This is a genomic window from Nonomuraea maritima, from assembly GCF_900100395.1.
In the GTDB taxonomy this organism is placed as follows: domain Bacteria; phylum Actinomycetota; class Actinomycetes; order Streptosporangiales; family Streptosporangiaceae; genus Nonomuraea; species Nonomuraea maritima.
Map to the genome: position 1 here is coordinate 63,415 of NZ_FNFB01000021.1, position 18,260 is coordinate 81,674.

Annotated in this window: 17 protein-coding genes; 7 read left to right on the plus strand and 10 right to left on the minus strand. The window is 72.3% G+C overall.

What is annotated here, in order from left to right:
• Window positions 1-19: 19 nt before the first annotated feature.
• On the plus strand, window positions 20-817 hold the full coding sequence (gene trpC / locus BLR04_RS27540; protein ID WP_090770612.1) for an indole-3-glycerol phosphate synthase TrpC: 798 nt from the start codon (window positions 20-22) through the stop codon (window positions 815-817).
• On the opposite strand, the gene BLR04_RS27545 is transcribed toward trpC, so the two are convergent.
• Complete coding sequence (locus tag BLR04_RS27545) at window positions 814-1,632, minus strand: SDR family oxidoreductase (protein WP_090770614.1); 819 nt, start codon at window positions 1,630-1,632, stop codon at window positions 814-816. The genes trpC and BLR04_RS27545 overlap by 4 nt on opposite strands.
• Window positions 1,629-2,168, minus strand: coding sequence for a GNAT family N-acetyltransferase (locus BLR04_RS27550; protein ID WP_090770616.1), 540 nt, complete (start codon window positions 2,166-2,168; stop codon window positions 1,629-1,631). Before BLR04_RS27550 ends, BLR04_RS27545 begins: the two co-directional genes overlap by 4 nt.
• Before the next feature lie 153 nt (window positions 2,169-2,321).
• Between BLR04_RS27550 and BLR04_RS27555 the strand changes: the two genes are divergently transcribed.
• A complete protein-coding gene (locus tag BLR04_RS27555) occupies window positions 2,322-2,753 on the plus strand; it encodes an Ohr family peroxiredoxin (protein ID WP_090770619.1) in 432 nt (143 codons plus the stop codon).
• A gap of 44 nt (window positions 2,754-2,797) precedes the next feature.
• Here the strand turns inward: BLR04_RS27555 and BLR04_RS27560 are convergent, their stop codons facing one another.
• Window positions 2,798-5,608, minus strand: a complete 2,811-nt coding sequence (locus BLR04_RS27560; RefSeq protein WP_090770622.1) for an ATP-binding protein — start codon at window positions 5,606-5,608, stop codon at window positions 2,798-2,800.
• Window positions 5,609-5,734: 126 nt separating this feature from the next.
• Between BLR04_RS27560 and BLR04_RS27565 the strand changes: the two genes are divergently transcribed.
• Window positions 5,735-6,331, plus strand: a complete 597-nt coding sequence (locus BLR04_RS27565) for a TetR/AcrR family transcriptional regulator (protein ID WP_090770624.1) — start codon at window positions 5,735-5,737, stop codon at window positions 6,329-6,331.
• A gap of 101 nt (window positions 6,332-6,432) precedes the next feature.
• On the opposite strand, the gene BLR04_RS27570 is transcribed toward BLR04_RS27565, so the two are convergent.
• Window positions 6,433-7,293 (minus strand): hypothetical protein, encoded by an 861-nt coding sequence (locus tag BLR04_RS27570; protein WP_245740593.1) that lies wholly within the window; start codon window positions 7,291-7,293, stop codon window positions 6,433-6,435.
• 498 nt (window positions 7,294-7,791) lie between these two features.
• On the minus strand, window positions 7,792-8,085 hold the full coding sequence (locus BLR04_RS27575) for a DUF4287 domain-containing protein (RefSeq protein ID WP_090770626.1): 294 nt from the start codon (window positions 8,083-8,085) through the stop codon (window positions 7,792-7,794).
• Window positions 8,086-8,246: 161 nt separating this feature from the next.
• On the opposite strand from BLR04_RS27575, the gene BLR04_RS27580 reads away from it, so the two are divergent.
• Window positions 8,247-9,122, plus strand: a complete 876-nt coding sequence (locus BLR04_RS27580; protein ID WP_245740595.1) for a LysR family transcriptional regulator — start codon at window positions 8,247-8,249, stop codon at window positions 9,120-9,122.
• 30 nt (window positions 9,123-9,152) lie between these two features.
• Here the strand turns inward: BLR04_RS27580 and BLR04_RS27585 are convergent, their stop codons facing one another.
• Window positions 9,153-10,169, minus strand: a complete 1,017-nt coding sequence (locus tag BLR04_RS27585; protein ID WP_176903313.1) for an ArsR/SmtB family transcription factor — start codon at window positions 10,167-10,169, stop codon at window positions 9,153-9,155.
• Window positions 10,170-10,281: 112 nt separating this feature from the next.
• Between BLR04_RS27585 and BLR04_RS27590 the strand changes: the two genes are divergently transcribed.
• Both BLR04_RS27590 and BLR04_RS27595 read left to right on the plus strand, forming a co-directional pair.
• Window positions 10,282-11,496, plus strand: a complete 1,215-nt coding sequence (locus BLR04_RS27590; RefSeq protein ID WP_090770632.1) for an MFS transporter — start codon at window positions 10,282-10,284, stop codon at window positions 11,494-11,496.
• A 90-nt stretch (window positions 11,497-11,586) separates the two neighbouring features.
• Entirely contained in the window at window positions 11,587-12,492 is a 906-nt protein-coding gene (locus tag BLR04_RS27595; RefSeq protein WP_090770634.1) for a LysR family transcriptional regulator, read from the plus strand.
• Here the strand turns inward: BLR04_RS27595 and BLR04_RS27600 are convergent.
• The 3 genes from BLR04_RS27600 to BLR04_RS27610 all read right to left on the minus strand — a co-directional run bounded on the left by BLR04_RS27600 (window position 12,465) and on the right by BLR04_RS27610 (window position 15,370).
• Complete coding sequence (locus BLR04_RS27600; RefSeq protein WP_090770636.1) at window positions 12,465-13,877, minus strand: MFS transporter; 1,413 nt, start codon at window positions 13,875-13,877, stop codon at window positions 12,465-12,467. The two genes, BLR04_RS27595 and BLR04_RS27600, sit on opposite strands and share 28 nt — an antisense overlap.
• Before the next feature lie 67 nt (window positions 13,878-13,944).
• Window positions 13,945-14,421, minus strand: a complete 477-nt coding sequence (locus BLR04_RS27605) for a nuclear transport factor 2 family protein (protein ID WP_090770638.1) — start codon at window positions 14,419-14,421, stop codon at window positions 13,945-13,947.
• 49 nt (window positions 14,422-14,470) lie between these two features.
• Entirely contained in the window at window positions 14,471-15,370 is a 900-nt protein-coding gene (locus BLR04_RS27610; RefSeq protein WP_090770640.1) for an alpha/beta hydrolase, read from the minus strand.
• A 326-nt stretch (window positions 15,371-15,696) separates the two neighbouring features.
• Between BLR04_RS27610 and BLR04_RS27615 the strand changes: the two genes are divergently transcribed.
• Complete coding sequence (locus tag BLR04_RS27615) at window positions 15,697-17,751, plus strand: SpoIIE family protein phosphatase (RefSeq protein WP_090770642.1); 2,055 nt, start codon at window positions 15,697-15,699, stop codon at window positions 17,749-17,751.
• Here the strand turns inward: BLR04_RS27615 and BLR04_RS27620 are convergent.
• Window positions 17,726-18,247, minus strand: coding sequence for a hypothetical protein (locus BLR04_RS27620; RefSeq protein WP_090770644.1), 522 nt, complete (start codon window positions 18,245-18,247; stop codon window positions 17,726-17,728). The two genes, BLR04_RS27615 and BLR04_RS27620, sit on opposite strands and share 26 nt — an antisense overlap.
• Window positions 18,248-18,260 lie beyond the last annotated feature (13 nt).

Genomic DNA, 18,260 nt, shown 5'->3' on the forward strand with positions numbered 1-18,260 from the left:
TGAGTGAGGAGACGGGGGCATGAGCGTTCTTGACGCCATCCTGGAGGGCGTACGCGAGGATCTCGAGCGGCGCAGGAGCGAGACTCCGCTCGCGGAGCTGCGGGCGCGGGCGGCGGACGCGCCGCCCGCGCTCGATCCGATGCCCGCCTTCCTGGAGCCCGGGGTGTCGATCATCGCCGAGGTGAAGCGCAGGAGCCCGAGCAAGGGCGACCTCGCCGACATCCCCGACCCCGCGTCGCTGGCCGCCGAGTACGCGGCGGGCGGGGCGGCGGCCGTCAGCGTGCTCACCGAGCGGCGGCGCTTCGGCGGTTCCCTCGCCGACCTCGACGCCGTGCGCGCCCGCGTCGAGGTGCCGGTCCTGCGGAAAGACTTCATCGTCGACCCGTACCAGGTGTGGGAGGCGCGGGCGCACGGGGCCGACCTGGCGCTGCTCATGGTCGTGTCGCTCGACGGGAGCCTGCTCGCCGACCTGATGGGGTTGTGCCGGGAGGTCGGGCTGACGCCGCTCGTGGAGTCGCACACCGCCGACGAGCTCGAACGGGCGGTCGACGCGGGCGCGACCCTGCTCGGCGTCAACGCCCGTGACCTGACGACCCTGGACGTCGACCGGTCGGTGTTCGCGCGCCTCGCGCCGCTCATGCCCGAGGGCGCCGTACGGGTGGCGGAGTCGGGCGTCGCGGGCCCGCAGGACGTCGCGGAGTACCGGCGCTGGGGCGCCGACGTGGTCCTCGTCGGCGAGGCGCTGGTGCGTTCGGGTGACCCGCGCGCGTCCGTGGGCCGTTTCATCGAGACGGCGAACGCGCAGGTCGCCTCCTAGACCAGGAACTCGCGGGCGCCGCGCACTCTGGTACGCAGGCGCCCCCGCGTCATGCCGCACTCCAGGCGCACGTCGAGCGGCCCCGGCACCCCCGAGCCCGCTCGCCTGCCCGCGGGCAGGCGGTCGGGGTCGAGTCCGTCCCGCAGGGCGATGAGCCTGCCGAGTTCGTAGCGGCTCATCGCGTCGGGACCGGCGACGTGGTGGACGCCGTGATGGCCGGAGGCGGCCAGGTCGAGCAGGGCGGCGGCGAGGTCCGCGACGTGCACCGGACACCGGACGTCGTCGGTGAACAGCACTCCCTGCGCGGCGCCGGTGGCCAGGGAGCGCACCCGGGTCTCGTGCGCCGAACCGCCGTCACCAATGATCAGGGACGTCCGGACGATCACCGCGGCCGGGTCGATCGCGGCGACCGCCGTCTCGGCGGCCGCCTTGGCCGCGCCGTACGGGGTGATCGGGTCGGGGACGCACGTCTCGTCGTAGTGGACCGCGGCGCCGGAGAAGACCGCGTCGCTGGACACGTGGACCAGCCGCCCGCCCCTCGCGGCGACGGCGAGGGCCACGTTCGCGGGGCCCATGGCCGTGGTCGGCCAGTCGGCCTGCCGGAACGCGGCGTTGATCACCACGTCGGGGCGGAAGGCGGCGACCAGCGCGTCGACGTCGTCGCGGCGGCGCACGTCGAGCGGCAGCCAGGCGACGTCAGCGGTCTGCCCCGGCCGGGTGCGGTAGGTGGCCGCCACCTCGTGGCCGGAGGCCAGGCACGCGCGGACGAGCGCGCTGCCGAGCAGACCGCTGCCACCGACGACGAGGCATCTCATCGCGCTTCGTCGTCCCAGTCGGGGAGGGTGACCGTGCCCGTCTCCCAGTCGCGACGCAGCACGGCGTAGCCGACCGTGTCGTGCAGAACGCCGTCGCGGTCGGGCCACGACTCGCGGTAGTGCGCCTCCTTGACGTATCCGGCCTTTCGGAAGACGGTTCGCATCCCCCGGTTGTCCTGGCGGGTCGTGCCCTCGATCCGCTGGACCTCCTTGAACTCGGTGAACAGGTGGTCGGTCAGCCACGTCAGCGCCGCCGTGCCGAGGCCCTTGCCGCGGCTCGCGCTCCGGATCCGCAGGTCGAACATGGGGGTGTCGTCCGCGAGGTCCTGCAGCCGGATCAGGCCCGCGCGTTCGCCGTCGGCGAGCACCCAGAACGTCCGGTTCTCCTCGTCGTCGTAGTGGCCGTCGGCGGCGTTGCGACGGATCGCGTCCGGCTCCTGGACGCCCGCGTGGTAGAGCCACTCGTCACCGGTCAGGAAGTCGACGAGCAGGTCGACTTCGCGATCGGGGACAAACGGCGCAAATTCGATGTGCATCCGGCCATGCTGGCGAAGAACGCACAGTCCGATCAACTGAATAAAGGAGGCGGGTGACGTACACCCATGACGTCATCCGACGGTCGCCGTGGCCTTCCGCCGCTTCCTACCGTGGTCGCACTGTGAGAACACCGAGAACGGGGCAGGTAAGCCATGTCTGAAATCACGTACACCGCCGTGGTCGCCTCCACCGCGGAGGGTCGCAACGGGGGGCGGGCGACCTCCAGCGACGGCGTGCTGGACCTCGGCCTCGCCCTGCCGCCGCAGTTCGGCGGCACGGGCCGCGGCACCAACCCCGAGCAGCTGCTCGCCGCCGGCTGGGCGTCCTGCTTCGCCGGCGCCGTGCACCGGGTGGCCGGGCTGCGCAAGCTGAAGCTGGACGACCTGGCCGTGGTCGCGGAGGTCACCCTGCACCACGACACGGAGCTCGGCGAGTTCTGGCTGAGCGCCGTCCTGCACCTGGAGGCGTCCGGCATCGACCAGGAGACGGCCGACGTACTGGTCAAGGCGGCGCACGAGGTGTGCCCGTACTCGAAGGCGACCCGCGGCAACGTCGAGGTCACCCTCGACGCCACCGTCGCCTGAGCCCGCGACGAGCCCGCCACCGTCACGGTGGCGGGCTCGTCGTGTCACCGATCCTGCAGGGCCCGCAACGTCCGGGCGAGATCGGCGCGCGAGCTGACCCCGAGCTTGGGGAAGATGCGGTGCAGGTGGGTGCCGACGGTCCGGTGCGACAGGTAGAGCCGCTGGCCGATCTCCCGGTTCGTCAGCCCCTCGGCGGCCAGTTGCGCGATGCTCAGCTCGTGCGGGGTGAGCTTCTCCCGCGCGTGGGCGTCCCGGTTCGGGCTCGCCTCCCCGGCACTGCGCAGCTCGCGCCGGGCGCGCTCGCTCCACGCGACCAGGCCGAGCGCGTCGAAGGTCTCCCTCGCCGTACGCAGGTGCGTCCGCGACTCGACGACCCGGCGCTGGCGGCGCAGCCACTCACCGTACGCCAGGTGGACGCGTCCGCGCTCGGCCGGCCATCCGGTGAGGTCGGCCCGCAGCGCGGCCTCGAACAGCTCATCGGCCTCGCCGGTCGGGGCGAGCACGGCGCGAGCGTAGCGCAGCCCGATGTGCAGCGCCGGCGACGGCGTGGCCGCGGCCGCGCGTTCCAGGTCGCACAGGACGTCGCGCAGGACGTCGGCCTGACCGGCGCGTACGGCGGCCTCGGCGAGCTCGGCGACGCAGTAGGCGCGCAACGCCACCTGGTACGCCGGGTCGGCGGGGTCGAGGAGCCTGCTCAGCCCGGCGAACGCGTCGTCGAAGCGTCCCTCGCTCAGGGCCGCGAGGCCCCGCGCGAGCTGGACGGTGGCGAGGACCGGCCGCGCGCAGGACGGGAGCGCGACGCGTTCTGCCTCGTCGGCGAGGGTCCGCGCCTCGTCGTGCTCGCCCCGGAGCGCGGCGATCTCCGCCTGCACCGCCCTGGCGAGGCCGTACATGAACGGCTGGCCCGTCTCCTGGCCGAGCGTCGCCGCCTCCGCCGCGGCGGGCACGGCCGCGGCGAGGTCGCCGAGCCTGCACAGACTGTACGCGTGCACGGCCAGCGCCCGGGTGAGCAGACCGAGCCGGCCCTGGGCACGCAGGCCGGGCACGGCCGCCGCCGAGAAGCGGGCCGCCAGGTCGAACGCGCCCACCTGGAGGGCCGCGCTGCCCAGGTGGCGATCGGTCGCCGGGTCGGCCCCGGCGGAACCGGCCAGGGCACGGAGCCGTTCGAGCACGTCGGCGCCCCGCTCGAACGGGGCCACGTACGCGCTGATCGAGACCAGGCGGGGGTCGTCGGCGGGCAGCGGCAGCCGGTCGGTGACGGCGAGCAGCCTCTCGCGGGCGGCGGCGCCCGGCTCGGACCAGAAGCAGCGCATGGCGGCTCCCCAGAGGATCCGCGCGGCCGGTTCGGTCTCCCCGTCGGCGGCGACGGACGCGGCGAGCTCGGCCAGCTCGGCCACGCGGGAGACGTCCTCGCGGACGCCGTCCTCGAAGCCGCTGAGCAGCCAGGCGGCGGTGGCGCGCCGGCGCGGTGAGAGGTCGAGGGCCTGCGCGTCGCGGACGAGCCGCTCGGCGGTGTCGCGGCGACCGGACTCGACGGCGAGCTCGGCCGCGCGCAGCAGCCGGGCGGCCTGCGCGTCGCGTGCCTCGCTCAGCCGGGCCGCCCGCTCCAGTGCCGCGACCGCGGCGGCGGCGCCTCCGCGGCGCAGCGCCCGGTCGGCGGCGCGCTCCAGTTCGGCCGCCACGCTCTCGTCCGGTCCTGCGCTCGCGGCGGCGCGGTGCCACGCGCGGCGGTCGGGGTGTTGCGCCAGCGTGTCGGCGAGCGCCAGGTGGGCCCGCCGGCGTTCGGCGAGCGAGGCGGCCGCCGGGACGGCCGACCGGATCAGGGGGTGGCGGAAGACGAGCGCGCCCGCGCGGAGCTCGACCAGGCGCACCTCGACGGCGGGGGCGAGAACGTCCGGCTCGACCAGGCGCGCCCCAGCGGTGCGGGCGTCCGGCTCGGCCAAGCCCGCCTCGAGGGCGTGGGTGTCCGCGTCGGCCAGGCGCGCCTCGACGGCGGGGGTGCCAGGGCCGAGCGCCAGGCCGGTGGCGGTGAGCGTCTCGGGCAGCGACGGGCTCTCGTTCAGCGCGGCCACCAGCAGGGCCGTGCGGGTGGGCGCGGGCAGGGCGGCGACGCGGGCGGTGAACGCGCGCTCCAGGCGTCCGCTGAGCGGCAGCGCCGGGTCGAGCCGGCCGAACTCGTCGACGGCCGCCGGCAGCTCGGTCAGCGCCAGCGGGTTCCCCGCGGCCTCCCGCAGGAGCCGTTCCCGTACGTCGGGGGCGAGGCCCGGCGCGACGGAGTCGAGGACGTGGGCCGCGGCCTCGTCGGGCAGCCGGCTCACCGAGATCGTCGACAGCCCGGCGTCCTGGACGGGTGACCGCTCGTCCTCCCTCAGGGTCGCGACCACGACGACGGGTTCGGACTCGACCCGGCGCGCCACGAAGGCGAGGGCGTCGGCGCTGGCGCGGTCGAGCCAGTGCACGTCCTCGGCGACGACGAGCAGCGGACGGTCGGCGGCCGCGTCGGCCAGCAGGCTGAGAGTGGCGAGGCCGACGAGGTAAGGGGCGATCTCTCCCGGTTCGGCGAGGCCGAGCGCGCCGCGCAGTGCGTCCCGCTGCGGGGCGGGCAGCGCGTCGATGCCCGCCCTGATCGGGAACAGCAGCTGGTGCAGCCCGGCGTAGGCGAGGTGTCGTTCGGCCTCGACGCCGGTCGTCGTCAGCACGCGCAGACCCGCGGCCGTCGCGGTCGCGACGGTCGCCTCGACGAGCGCGGTCTTGCCGATCCCGGCTTCCCCGCAGACGAGCGCGCCGCGACCGGCGGGCCTGTCGACGAACTCGGCCAGAGCGCTCAGCTCGGCTTTCCGCCCGAAAAGCAGCATGACGCGGCGCTCCTCCCCCGCAGGTGTCCGCAAAGTCCCCGGTCGTGACCTTACCGAAGCCCCGGAGCCGCCGAGCCGCCGGAGGTGCCTAGACTGGACCCCACAGTCCAGTACGGGGGTTCTGTCATGCGCCGGCTGACGCGCAAGGGGGCCGCGACGCGGCAACGCATACTCGAGGGCGCGGCCCTGCACATCCGCGAGCACGGCGTGGTCGAGACGACGCTCGACGACGTCCTCGTCCGGACGTCCACGAGCAAGAGCCAGCTCTTCCACTACTTCCCTGGCGGCAAGGAGGAACTGCTGCTGGCCGTGGCCCGCCTGGAGGCCGACCGGGTGCTGGAGGACCAGCAGCCCCAGCTCGGCGAGCTCACGTCCTGGGAGGCCTGGCGGCGGTGGCGCGACCTGATCGTCGCGCGCTACCGCGACCAGGGCACCAACTGCCCGATCCATGCCGTCATGTCGCAGCTGCGCGCGAGCACGCCGGGCGCGCAGGCCGTCGTCAGCGAGCTGATGGAGCGCTGGCAGGCCGAGATCGCCGACGGCGTACGGCACATGCAGGCCGTCGGCGAGGTCGCCGGGAGCCTCGACCCCGACCAGGCGGCCGCGGCGCTGCTCTCCGGCATCCAGGGCGGCGTACTGATCCAGCTGTCCACCGGCCGGACCACGCACCTGGAGGCCGCTCTCGACATGGGCATCGCCCACCTGCGGGCCAACCGGCCGTGAGCGCGCCGGACACGGGACGGCCGGGCCGCCTCATCGAGGTGGCCCGGCCGGGTGGCGCCGCGCTCGGTGTGTTCCGCCCCTGATCCTTCAGGGGCGGGACGTCACTGGGTCTGTTCCTGCTCCGCGAGGCCGCCGCAGGTGAAGCCCTCCTCGCGCTCGGGGTCCATCTGGATCTCACCGAGGTTGGTGGTCTCCATCGGCCGCCGGATGGTCTCCATCTTGTCGCAGTCGTACAGGATGTACGTGCCGTCGCTCTCGCCGAGCATCATCATGTAGCGCCCGTCGTAGAGCGGCTTGTCGCTCTCGGCGTCCTTCACGATGGCCCACTGGTCCTGGAAGCCGACGGCGCCCAGGAGTTCGTTGGCCTGACCGGTCGCCTGCACGTCGAGCGCGCCGTTGATGAGCCCGAGGACGAGCACGAAGCCCAGACCGATGCCGGTCAGGCCGCCGACGATCACCTTCGTGCCCGCGCGACCGACCGGCTTGCGGCGCAGCAGCCGGAACGGCACCAGGAAGGCCAGGACACCGAGCCCCACCGCGACGGCGACCATGACGAACAGGTCGAGGTCGCCGAACAGGTCGAACAGCCCCCAGTAGGTCGCCCCGCACCAGAGCGCCGCCAGCGTCGCGGCGATCCAGGGCCGCTGCCTGATCGCCTGGACGAGCCTGCCCGTCGCGCCCCCAGTGATCTTGTTCAGCAGCCAGCCGAGCCCGACGATGATGCCGAGCAGCGGGAGGGCGATCAGCAGGAGCAGGACGAGGGTGCTCATCATGCGGCCGAGCAGGACCGACTGGTCGACCCCCACCTGCTGGGGGTTGACCCCGAAGATGGCGTACATCTGCTCGATGCCGATGTAGAGGACGGCGTAGAGCGCCACGCCGATCGGCACGAAGACGGAGCCGATCCGTTCGAGCAGGCTCATGACGCTCCCGCCGCTCTCCTCCTGCGCGTCGGGAGCCACGGAATCGCCACGTGCCGGGGTCTCCGGCGGATCAAGGGTAATCGGGTGATTGGACACGGCGAACGACCATAAGAGCCGCATGTATACGAAATGTAGACAACGGGTATACGCCGAGCTGCCTATGGGTGGTCGTCGCACGCGGCTGTACAGCGGTCGCCGCCCGACAGCCCTTCACGTTACGCGCCGATCGGCGAAACGTCACTACCTACGGCACCATTTGCTCCTGGAACGCACGCGCGAGCCTCGCCGGGCGCGCACCCGGATCGCCCGCCGGCGATTCCGACAGGATCGTCATAGTACGTGGCCTTATGGGCGACTTTCCACGCAGGCACGTCGCGCGTCATCCTTCCTCGATCGCCACCTCCGCCAGGACACGCGCGGCCCAGATGACGGCGTCCGGTTCTGCCCGCGGGTCGAGACCGGGGGCGGCCGGATCCCGAGCGGCCCTCGCCGTCGGTTCCGGCCGCCACGCGGCCGGAAGGTCCAGGCTCGGCAGCCCTACGCGGGCGGCCGGTTGTGCTTCCCGTCGAGCCAGAGCACGTCGGACTCGTCGCGGTGGGAGCCCGAGGTTCCGACGTGCTTGGCGTCGATCTTCGCCCCCTTCTTGATGACGTGCACCAGCGCCATCGCGTGCCCACGGCCCAGGCCGTAGTCCTGCTTGAGCCACTCGATGATCGGGGTGGCCTTGACGGCGGGGTCGTCGAAGCCGCGCTCGCCGGCGAGCGCGATGAACTCGCGCGGCGTCAGCCCGGTCCTGTCTTCGATATTGTCGAGGTACGCCTGGAACGACATGTGTCTCTCTCGGTGCTCGTGGTCTGTGCGGCCTTCCGGCCGGGGCCGATGTGATCAACGATGCCGTCCTGCGCGGCGCCCATCAACGCCCGATCGCGCTACGATCCGTTAGCTGAACTACGCGATCGGACCGAACGGTGCTGGAACGACACGAACTCCAAGTGCTCCTGACCCTGGCCGAGGAACTGCACTTCGGGCGCACCGCCGAGCGGGTGGGGGTCACCTCCAGCCGGGTCAGCCAGACCGTCAAGAAGCTCGAACGGATGATCGGCGCGCCGCTGTTCGAGCGCACCAGCCGCCAGGTGCGGCTGACGGCGATCGGCCGGCGGCTGGCCGACGACCTGGCTCCGCTGGCCGCCGCGATGAACGACGCCGTGGGCCGGGCGATCGACGCGGGCCGCGGCGTCACCGGCGAGCTGCGGGTCGGATTCCTCAGCGCCGCCGCCGGGCAACTGCTGCTCACGGCCGTCGCGCGGTTCAGCCGGCGGCACCCCGACTGTGAGGTGCACATCCACGAGGTCCAGGGGCACGACGCGGTCGCGCGGCTGCTCGACGGTGACATCGACGTCCTGTTCACCGACCTGCTCATCGCCGCCCAGCCCGACGTGGTGGCCGGGCCGGTCCTGCTGTCCGAGCCGCGGATGCTCGCGGTCGCGGCCGGACACCCGCTGGCCCGCGAACGGCAGGTCTCGGTGGAGGCCTTGGCGGACCACCCGGTGATCGGGGTGCCGGCCGACATGCCGGAGGCGTTCCAGCGCGACCGCAATCCGGCGGCCACGCCGTCGGGGGCGCCGATCCCGCGGGGGCCGCGCGCCGCCAGCTTCAGCGAGACCCTCACCCTGGTCGCGGCGGGCCGCGGCGTCTTCCCGGTCGGCGAGAACGTCGTCCGGCTCTACCCCCGCCCCGACATCACCTACCTGCCCTTCTGCGACGCCCCGCCGATCCACTGGGGCCCGATGTGGCTGAGGACCAACACCACCCGACGCGTCCGCGAGTTCGTCCAAGCCGCTCAAGCCGCCCCCGGCTCAACGCGGTGATTCCGGTGGGCCGGATCGCGGGTGACGGGGTCAGGGCCGCACCGATCCGGCAGGCGATGGCCCGTCGGCGCCGCACAAGGAGTCGCCGAGGGCTGTCGTCATGTACAGGACGTTTCGTCCGTACCGCTCTCGCGTGACGAGGCCGCTCGCGCGCAGCACGCCGAGGTGTTGCGACACCGCGCTGGGTGTGACGCCGAGGGCGCGGGCGAGGTCCGTCGTGGTCGCCGGAGAACGCAGTGCCTCGAGCAGCGCGGCGCGCGCCCTGCCGAGCAGGCGAACCGTGCTGCTCGACGGCGCTCGCGTTCCCATGGTCCACAACCCCCCAGCGCCCCGCGCCGGATAGCGCACCGTGGTCTGCGTGGACGTCCTCTTCTTGATCAGCACGTGCGGCGAGCCGAGAGCGACCGGCATGAGCACCAGCCCGCCAGGACCGCGATCCACGACGATCTCGCTTCGCCAGCGTGCTCCCTCCAGCACCAGCCGGCCGTCGCGCCAGTGCAGATCGGGGTGCAGGTCGGCGAACAACTGCTCGGCCCCGCCCGCGGCGAACCGCTTGGCGCGATGAATGACGTCGGCGTCGAGTACGGCCCTGATCCGCGACCAGTGCGGCGCGATGAGCCGATCGTGCACCGCACGCAGTTCGCCGGCGATCGCCCGCAGACCTGCCGCAGGCCGCGCGGCGAGCCTGGCGACGGCGTCAGGCGGTCGCGCGCCGAACACGCGCCGGAGGCTGGTCCTCACCTGCTGCGCGGTAGTCCGTTGCAGGGCTTCGAGGTCCTCCTCGATGGACGTCCCCGCGCCGCGAGGGGCGGGGACGAGGAACTCCGGCCAGGCCAACCGCTCGCTGACGATGAGCGGCCAGGTGTGGGAGAGGTGGAGCGGCTCCTCGGCGAGGCTCTCCTGGGCCCACCGCAGCCATGGCAGATGGATCGCGTGCCGGTCACGATCACCCAGTTGGCGCAGGCAGGCCACCGTCTCCGACAGCGGCGAGACCGCGAACCGCGTCGCCGCCAGCTCCGCCACGCCGAGATGAACCGTCAAGGCCATGCTCGATTATCTGACGCGCTGCCCGGCATGAAAGCCGGAGCGCTGCGGACCATCCCGGTAGCGCTGACCTAAAAGGTGTCAGTGCCGCGGCGCGGGGGGTGAGGCTCCTGGCATGACACACAGCGATGCGGAGCGCTTGTCCAGGCCCTACTGGCGGTTCCGGTGGGCGACGGCTGTCGCGACCGTCGGCGACGGGGCGTTCGCGGCGGCTGTTCCGCTGCTGGCCGCCGCGGTCACGAGCGACCCCCGGCTCGTGTCGGTCGTGTCCGCGGCGACGTACCTTCCCTGGCTTCTCCTGTCGCTGCCGGCCGGCGCGCTCGTCGACCGCTACGACCGGGTCGCCCTCCTGTGGCGTTCACAGGCGCTGCAGGCCGGGGTGGTCGGCGTCGTGGCGGTCCTTGCCGCGTTCGGTCAGGTGGGCGTGCCCACGCTGGCGATCCTGGCCTTCTGGCTGGGGGCGTGCTCGGTCGTTTTCGGCAACGCCGCGCAGGCGATCCTGCCGGACATCGTCGCCAAACCCCTGCTGCACCGGGCGAACGGCCATCAGCAGGCGATCACGACGATCGGTCTGCAGTTCGCCGGGCCGCCGGTCGGCAGCATGCTCTTCGGGGTCGCGGTGGCGCTGCCGTACGGGCTGGCGGCCGGCTTGTTCGCGCTGGCCGCCGCGCTGCTGGCGACCTTGCCGAGGCGTGGCCGGCAGAGGGTCGCGCATCCGCCGATGCGTAAGGCGATCGCGGACGGACTGCGCTGGCTGGCCGGGCACCGGCTGCTGCGGACGCTCGCGGTGCTGCTCGGCGTCAACAACTTCTGCGGTCAGCTCGCCAACACGATGCTGGTCCTGCTGGCGACGCAGACGCTCGGTCTCAGCGCACGCGTCTACGGTCTGCTGCTCGCGTCGGCGGCGATCGGCAGTCTGCTCGGCGCGCTGGTCAACGCGCGCGTCGTCGAGCGGCTGGGGGCGCTTCCCGCCCTGGTCACGGCGCTCGTCACCAACGTCGTCGTCTTCGCCGGGATCGGGCTGAGCCGGAACGCGGTCACGCTCGGCGCCCTGCTGGCGGTGAACGGTTTCGTCACCACACTGTGGAACATCGTGACCGTCGGCCTCAGACAGGAGCATGTGCCGTCCGAACTGCTCGGACGGGTGAACAGCGTCTACCGCATGCTGGGGTGGGGGCTGATGCCGCTGGGGGCGCTGGCCGGCGGTCTGGTGGCGCACACGTTCGGGTTGCGCGCGCCGTACCTCGTCTCGGCGGCCATCAGGGGCATCGCCCTGCTGGTCGCGATCCCCGTCATGGTCCGCGCCGTCCGAAGCTCGCGGCGTCGATGATCGGGGCCGGTCGTGTTCCGGCCGGCCGCGTCCCATACTCTGCCGCGTGCGGTGGCGATCTCAGGGAGGGTGAACCGGTTGGTGGGGCCGATGGAGCGGTATGAGATCGAGACGTTTCTGGCGCTGGCCGAAGAGCTCCACTTCACACGCACCGCTGAACGTCTGCTCGTCTCGCCTGGCCGGGTCAGCCAGACGATCAAGCAGCTGGAACGCCGCCTCGGCGGCGCGTTGTTCGAGCGCAGCAGCCACCATGTCGCCCTCACCTCGGTCGGCGAGCAGCTCTACGCGGAGCTGCTGCCTGCGCACCGGGAGGTCCAACGTGCCGTCGAGAACGCGTCGGCGGCCTTCGCCGGGATCAGCGGGGTGCTGCGCGTGGGGTTCACCACCCCGTGGTCCGGTGCCCTCCTCCTGAGAGCCGTCGAGGCGTTCCATTCCCGCCGCCCCCGGTGCACCGTCCAGTTGCAGGAGCTGACGTACAACGCGGCCTTGCCGGCGTTGCGGGACGCGGACGTCGACCTGGTGATCACCGTGCTTCCCGTCGAGGACGCGGCGATCACCGTGGGTCCCGTCCTGTTCTCCGAACCCCGCGCCCTGGTCGTGCCCGCCGACCACCCGCTGGCGGCCAGGGAAACGGTGTCGCTGGAGGATCTCGCGGTGCTGCCGCTGATCATGGGTGGCGGGATGTCCCGCGCCTGGCTGGACGCCCACTTCCTGCGCCGGACCCCGCAGGGTCGTCCCGTCCGGCACGGTCCGATCGCCAGCGGGTGGCAGGAGGTCCTCGCCCTGGTCGGGGCAGGCAAGGGGGCCTCGGTGGCTCCCGTCCGGGCGGGGCTCTACCACGGTCGGCCCGATGTGGTTTATGTGCCGTTCGAGGACGTGCCGCCCTTCGACTACGCGTTGATGTGGCGTGACGCGGGCGACACCGCCCTGCTCCGGGAGTTCGTGCGGACCCTCCACGAGTTCGTCCCTCAGGCGCGGCGCTCCGTTCCCGTGTGAGCCCTCAGGTCTTCCTGTCGCCGCGGCAGCGTCAGGGTCGCGCACGCGGTGAGCAGGAGTCCGGCCGCCGCGAGCAGCATGCTCCACCGCATGCCGGTCAGGAACCCGTCCGCCCCGGACAGCAGCGCGCCGAAGACCGCCACCGCAATCGCCCCGCCGACCTGGCGGGCGGTGTTGAGCACGGCCGAGGCGGCGCCTGCCCGGTCCGGAGGCGTCGCGTCGAGGAGCATCGCGGTCAGCGCGGGCACCGCGAGTGCCCCGCCGAGGCCGACCGGCACCATCAGCACCGCCACCGCCCCCACCCCGGTGTGCGCGCCGACCGTGGTCAACGCCGCCAGCCCGGCCGTACCGAGCAGTTGTCCGGCGACGATCGGCACCCGTGGGCCGAACCGGGCGGCCAGCCGCGCCGAGGCCAGGTTCACCACCGCGACCAGCGCCGTCATCGGGATGAACAGCAGGCCTGTGTGCAGCGCCGACTGTCCGCGCTCCTGCTGGAGGTACAGGCTGAAGACGAACACCCCGCCGTAATAGGTGGCATTGAGCATGAAGCCGACCACCAAGGACACCACCACGACCCTTGAGCGGAACAGCGGCAACGGGAGCATCGGATGGGCGCCCCTGGCCTGCGCCGCGAGGAAGGCCGCCGCCGCGACCACGGCCACCAGCAGCGACGCCACCACGAGCGGCCGGCCGAACCCCTGCTCGCCGCCCTCGATCACGCCGTAGGTCAGCGCGCCCATCGCGACCACGGTCGTCACCTGCCCGACCACGTCCAGCCGCGCGGGCAGTCGCGGGGAGGGCGGCACGCGGGTGAACAGGGCGAAGGCCAGCAGGCTCGCCGGGAGGTTGACGTAGAAGATCCACCGCCAGCCCGTGGAGGCGACGAGTGCACCGCCGAGCACCGGTCCTGCCGCGACCGCGACCGCGCCGCCCACGGTCCAGACGGCGATCGCGCGGGCGCGCTCGGTCTGGTCGGGGAAGTTCTGGCGGATCAGGGCGAGGGACGCCGGCATCATCACCGCTGCCGCGGCTCCCTGCACCAGGCGGGCGATCACCAGCACGCCGAGCCCGGGCGTGAGTCCGCACGCGGCCGAGGCCAGCGCGAAGAGCGCCAGCCCGCCGCCGTACGCCCGTCGTGCCCCGATGCGGTCGCAGAGGGCTCCGGCGGAGAGCATCAGGGCGGCGAAGATCAGCGTGTATCCGTCCACGACCCATTGCAGGCCCGACATGCCGACGCCGAGGCTGCGGCCGATGTCGGGCAGCGCCACGGTGACGATCAACGCGTCCAGCGAGATGAGGAAGAAGCCCAGCATCGCGGCGCCGAGGACCACGAGAGGTCCGCTCCGGGCCGGGGCGGAGGAGGAGTGCTGGGACAGGGGTTTCATCAGGGCACTCCTGAGACGTTCGGTGCCGCGGTGTGACCGAGCCCCGTCGTGCGGCGCGTTCATGCGGTCAGCCCGCCGCGTGTGCGGGCAGATCCTTGTTGCCGTCACCCCAGGTCGCCGTCATCACCACCGAGGTGATCAGCCATCGGCCGTCCGCCCGTGCCAGCTCCCAGCGGTAGTCGCCGCCGAGTGTCCACAGCGGCGCCCCATGAGGGGTGGCGAGCCGGTGGGTGGCCTGGAAGGAGGCGGTGCACACGGCACGTTCGCCGTCGATGTGGACCAGGTGGTTGGCGACCAGGTGCTGGGTGGCGTCGAAACCTCCGAGCGTCGCCGACCAGGCCTCGACGATCTCTTCAGGGGTGAGCCGGACCGGCTCGCCGCCGTTGAGGCTGGTGTAGTCGAGAAGCGCCTGCTCGGCGAACAGGCCGCGCAGGAGCGCCCATGCACGGCGGTCCGCGTACACGGCCATCCGGGTGCAGGTCTCGATCACCTCGATCCTGGCTTCGGACGGGGATGGCGCAAGGGTTGCGAAGGACTCGGGCATGGCGAGCGATCTCCTGTCGGGGGATGAGCGGGCAAGCGCGAGAACCGGCTCACAGCGTGCGGGCGAAGTGCTCGGCCGCCGCGTCCGCGGCCAGGCCGACCTGGGGTGACCGGTCGTAGAAGTCGAACTGGCTCCCGTGGGTCCACAGGAATTCCCTGGGCCCGGCGAGGCCGTCGTGGAACCGGCGGGCGCCGTCCGGAATGGCCCCGTCCTCGCTGTGGACGAGCAGGACAGGCGCGGTCAACGTCGGCGCGATCGCGACGGCGTCGAAGTCCAGCCACCCGGACCAGGCCATGACGGCGAACCGGTTGGACCACTGCGGAATCCCGCCGCGATCAGGGTTGAGATAGAAGTCGACGGCGAAGGGCATGGCCGCGTCCGGGTCGCTGCCGCTGACCACGGGCACGTAGCCGACCTCTCCGGTCTCCTCGTACCTGCGCCGGGCCTCGGCCGCCGCGGCCTTCTTCGCCTCGATGCCCGCCGTACCGCCGTAGTTCTCCTCGCAGATACGACGGTCGTGCAGCCACGGCGCCACCAGAGCGAGAGATCCGACCCTCGCGTCCTGCGCGGCGAAGGCGCTCACGTACATCGCGCCGGCGCACACCCCCAATGCGCCGAGTTGTCCGCCGTTCACCGCGGGATGCCCGGTCAGGAAGTCCGCCGCGGCGCGAAGGTCCGCGACCTTCAGTTCCGGCGACTCGTGGTCACGTGGCTCACCGGTCGATTCGCCGTATCCGGTGAAGTCGAAGGACAGGGCGGCGTAGCCGCGCCGGGCGAGCTGCTCGGCGTACCGGTCGGCCATCTGTTCCTTGACGCTGGTCCAGGTGCCGGCGACCACGACGCCCGGCACCGGGGCGGTGTCGCCACTGACTGCGGTATCGGGCAGAAAGAGGTGACCGGTAAGTTTCGCCGTATCACTGGCGAAGCTCACGCGTTCACGTACGGGCATGGTGGGACTCCCTCGCAGCGGAAACGGGTGGCGGCTGGGCGCGCCGTTGCCTCGGCGCGCCGCATGAGCGGCACAGTCGCTCGTTGCCCTGCAGCATGCTGGCAGCCGCTTCTCCTGCCGGCCACGACGAATGTCTAACAGCGCGTTGAGCGCGTCTCATCACACCTGTGACCGAGCATGGATCCCGGCCAATGGTGAACGGGACCTGTGGAGCACAGCCGACCCCCGCATCCGCGTCGGCGCGACCTTGGTGTGCCTACCGGGAATTTACTTATATGTCCGCATTAATACCGTTTTGGGGGAAAACATACCTAAATGTGTGTGAGATGAGACAACGTGTGGCCATAGGTGCAGCGCCGGACATCTATGAGAGCGCTCCCGTGGGCGTGGCCGTCACCAGCGGGCCCGATCACCGGCTCATCTACACCAACCACGCGTTCCAGCGGCTCGTCGGCGAGCGCCCGCTCGGCCTGCCGATCAGAAAGGCGCTCCGCGACCTGCGCCACCAGGCCTGTTTCGAGCTGCTCGACACGTCACTGAGGACGGGCGAGTCCTTCTCTCTGGAGGAGCTGCCGTTCGAGGTGGGTGCGCACGACCCCACCGCTCCCGCGACCTTCGTCTCCCTCAGCATGGCGAGAATCTCGCACGTGGACGGCGAACCCGGGCTGCTGATCATGATCGTGGACATCACCAAGCAGCTACGGACCGATCAAGCGATGCGGGCCACCGCCGACGAGCGGCGCAGGTTCCTGGAGCGCTACCGCAGCCTCATCGAGCTCAACAGCCAGGCCGTGTGGGTGAACGACGCCCGGGGCCGGACCATCGAACCCAACCAGAGCTGGCACCGCTACTCCGGACAGACCTGGGAGGAGTACCGCGGCTTCGGCTGGCTGGACGTCGTGCACCCCGACGACCGCGAGGCCACGGAGCGCAAGTGGCTGGAGGCCATGGACAAGCCGACCCACTGGGACGAGGTGTACCGCCTGCGGACCTCGGACGGCACGTACCGCCATGTCCGCACGCGCGGCGTGCCGATCGTCGAGAACGGCAGGGTGGTCGAGTGGGTCGGCAGCGTCACCGACGTCGAGCAGGAGTGGCAGGAGGAGCGGCGCAGACGGCTCCTCGAGCGCGCCGGCGCGGCGACCGCTCACCTCGCGCGTCTGGAGGACGTGCTGCGGGCGCTCGCCGAGGAGATGGTGCCCGCGCTCGCGGACGCGTGCGACGTCTACGTGCTGCCGGAGCGCGAGCTGCAGTCGTTCGGCCAGCCGTACGTCGTCGAGCGCGTGCTCAGCCTGCCGGGGCAGCGGACGTACCCGCCGGCGGACGGCCCGCACACCATCCTCCCGTACAGCAACTTCGCCAGGTCGGTCGAGGAACGCCGGCCACTGTTCTGGTCGTTCCCGAAAGGACGGCCGTACCCGTCGCTGCAGTCGCCGCCAGTGACGCAGTGGTTCGTCGACATCGAGGCCAACAGCGTGGCAGTGGTGCCGGTGGTCGTGGACGGCTCGGTGGCGGCGGTGGTGACCGCCGTGACCTGCGGCGACCGCGACCCCATCAGCGCCGCGGACGTCGACCTGCTGAGCCGGATGCTCGACCACGCGCACACCCATCTCAGCAACGCGATGCGGTTCCAGCGCACCCAGCGCATCGCCCTCGCGTTGCAGCAGTGCCTGCTGCCCGAGCCTCCCCGGGTGCCGGGCCTGGAGATCAGCGCCCGCTACCGGGCCAGCACCACCGCGCCGGAGATCGGCGGCGACTGGTACGACTCCTTCTCCCTGCCGGACGGCGCCACGATGCTGACCGTCGGCGACGTGGCGGGGCACGACCTGACGGCGGCCGTCGCCATGAGCCAGCTGCGCAACATGCTGAGGGGGCTGGCGATGGACCGCCGCGAGCTGCCCGGCGACATCCTGCGCCGCCTGAACGTCATCAGCGAGTCGCTCGACCACGACGGCACGACGACGTGCGTCCTCGCCCGCCTCGACGACGTCGGAGAGGAGGGCCGGCGGCTCACGTACTCGCTGGCCGGGCATCCGCCGCCGCTGCTCGTGACGCGTGACGGCGCGGCCCGCTACCTGGAGGAGGCCGCCGAGCCGCTGCTCGGCGTGGCCGGCGACCTGCCGCGCGGCAGCGCCGTCGCGACGCTGCCGCCCGACAGCACGCTGCTCCTCTACACCGACGGCCTGGTCCAGCTGGCGGGCGAGGACCTGGACCACGGCCTGGAACGCCTGCGCCGCCGGGGCGCGTCCCTGGCCAGGGCTCCGCTCGACGACTTCTGCGACAGCCTCCTCGCCGACCTGCCGGAGGAGCGCACGGACGACATCGCCATGATCGCGGTACGCCTGCCCAGCGACTTCAACGCGTCCTGCGGTACCACGTGACGCCGACCGCCACCGCCGCGGCGAGCACCAGCAAGCCGGTCCAGTGCGGGGCGGACGAGCGCTCGGCGCTCACCGGCGTTCCCAGAGCAGCGCTCGACTCCGGGGTGACCTGGCCGGCGGGAAGGAGCACGTTCCCCGAGCACAACGTGGTCGTCAGCTGCGAGCCGCGCGCACGGGCGAACACCAGGTAGCGAAGGCCGTCCACGAACTCGAAGCCGCAGGCGGCCCCCTCCGCCGCGGTGAACACCTCGAATTCACGGCGCAGGACACCCTTGTAGACGTGATCGGTGCGGAGCTTGGCGGTGACTCTGCCGCCGTGCAGCATCGGTTCGTCCACGCGGACATCCGTGACGGTGCCGGAGAAGACCGACACCGCCTCGCTGACGTGCTGCTGTGGTGTGCGCGTCACGCACGAGCAGTGGGCCTGCGCCGTCCCCGCGAGGACGATCGACCAGGCTGCCGCCAGGGTCAGCACCGCGCATGCACGCACCATCATGTCCAGCAGACGT

Excerpts from the sequence above, each read along its gene's own strand:
- trpC (WP_090770612.1), top strand. The coding sequence starts at position 20 with ATGAGCGTTCTTGACGCCATCCTGGAGGGCGTACGCGAGGATCTCGAG.
- BLR04_RS27545 (WP_090770614.1), bottom strand. The coding sequence starts at position 1,632 with ATGAGATGCCTCGTCGTCGGTGGCAGCGGTCTGCTCGGCAGCGCGCTC.
- BLR04_RS27550 (WP_090770616.1), bottom strand. The coding sequence starts at position 2,168 with ATGCACATCGAATTTGCGCCGTTTGTCCCCGATCGCGAAGTCGACCTG.
- BLR04_RS27555 (WP_090770619.1), top strand. The coding sequence starts at position 2,322 with ATGTCTGAAATCACGTACACCGCCGTGGTCGCCTCCACCGCGGAGGGT.
- BLR04_RS27560 (WP_090770622.1), bottom strand. The coding sequence starts at position 5,608 with ATGCTGCTTTTCGGGCGGAAAGCCGAGCTGAGCGCTCTGGCCGAGTTC.
- BLR04_RS27565 (WP_090770624.1), top strand. The coding sequence starts at position 5,735 with ATGCGCCGGCTGACGCGCAAGGGGGCCGCGACGCGGCAACGCATACTC.
- BLR04_RS27575 (WP_090770626.1), bottom strand. The coding sequence starts at position 8,085 with ATGTCGTTCCAGGCGTACCTCGACAATATCGAAGACAGGACCGGGCTG.
- BLR04_RS27585 (WP_176903313.1), bottom strand. The coding sequence starts at position 10,169 with ATGGCCTTGACGGTTCATCTCGGCGTGGCGGAGCTGGCGGCGACGCGG.
- BLR04_RS27590 (WP_090770632.1), top strand. The coding sequence starts at position 10,282 with ATGACACACAGCGATGCGGAGCGCTTGTCCAGGCCCTACTGGCGGTTC.
- BLR04_RS27595 (WP_090770634.1), top strand. The coding sequence starts at position 11,587 with ATGGAGCGGTATGAGATCGAGACGTTTCTGGCGCTGGCCGAAGAGCTC.
- BLR04_RS27600 (WP_090770636.1), bottom strand. The coding sequence starts at position 13,877 with ATGAAACCCCTGTCCCAGCACTCCTCCTCCGCCCCGGCCCGGAGCGGA.
- BLR04_RS27605 (WP_090770638.1), bottom strand. The coding sequence starts at position 14,421 with ATGCCCGAGTCCTTCGCAACCCTTGCGCCATCCCCGTCCGAAGCCAGG.
- BLR04_RS27610 (WP_090770640.1), bottom strand. The coding sequence starts at position 15,370 with ATGCCCGTACGTGAACGCGTGAGCTTCGCCAGTGATACGGCGAAACTT.
- BLR04_RS27615 (WP_090770642.1), top strand. The coding sequence starts at position 15,697 with ATGAGACAACGTGTGGCCATAGGTGCAGCGCCGGACATCTATGAGAGC.
- BLR04_RS27620 (WP_090770644.1), bottom strand. The coding sequence starts at position 18,247 with ATGATGGTGCGTGCATGCGCGGTGCTGACCCTGGCGGCAGCCTGGTCG.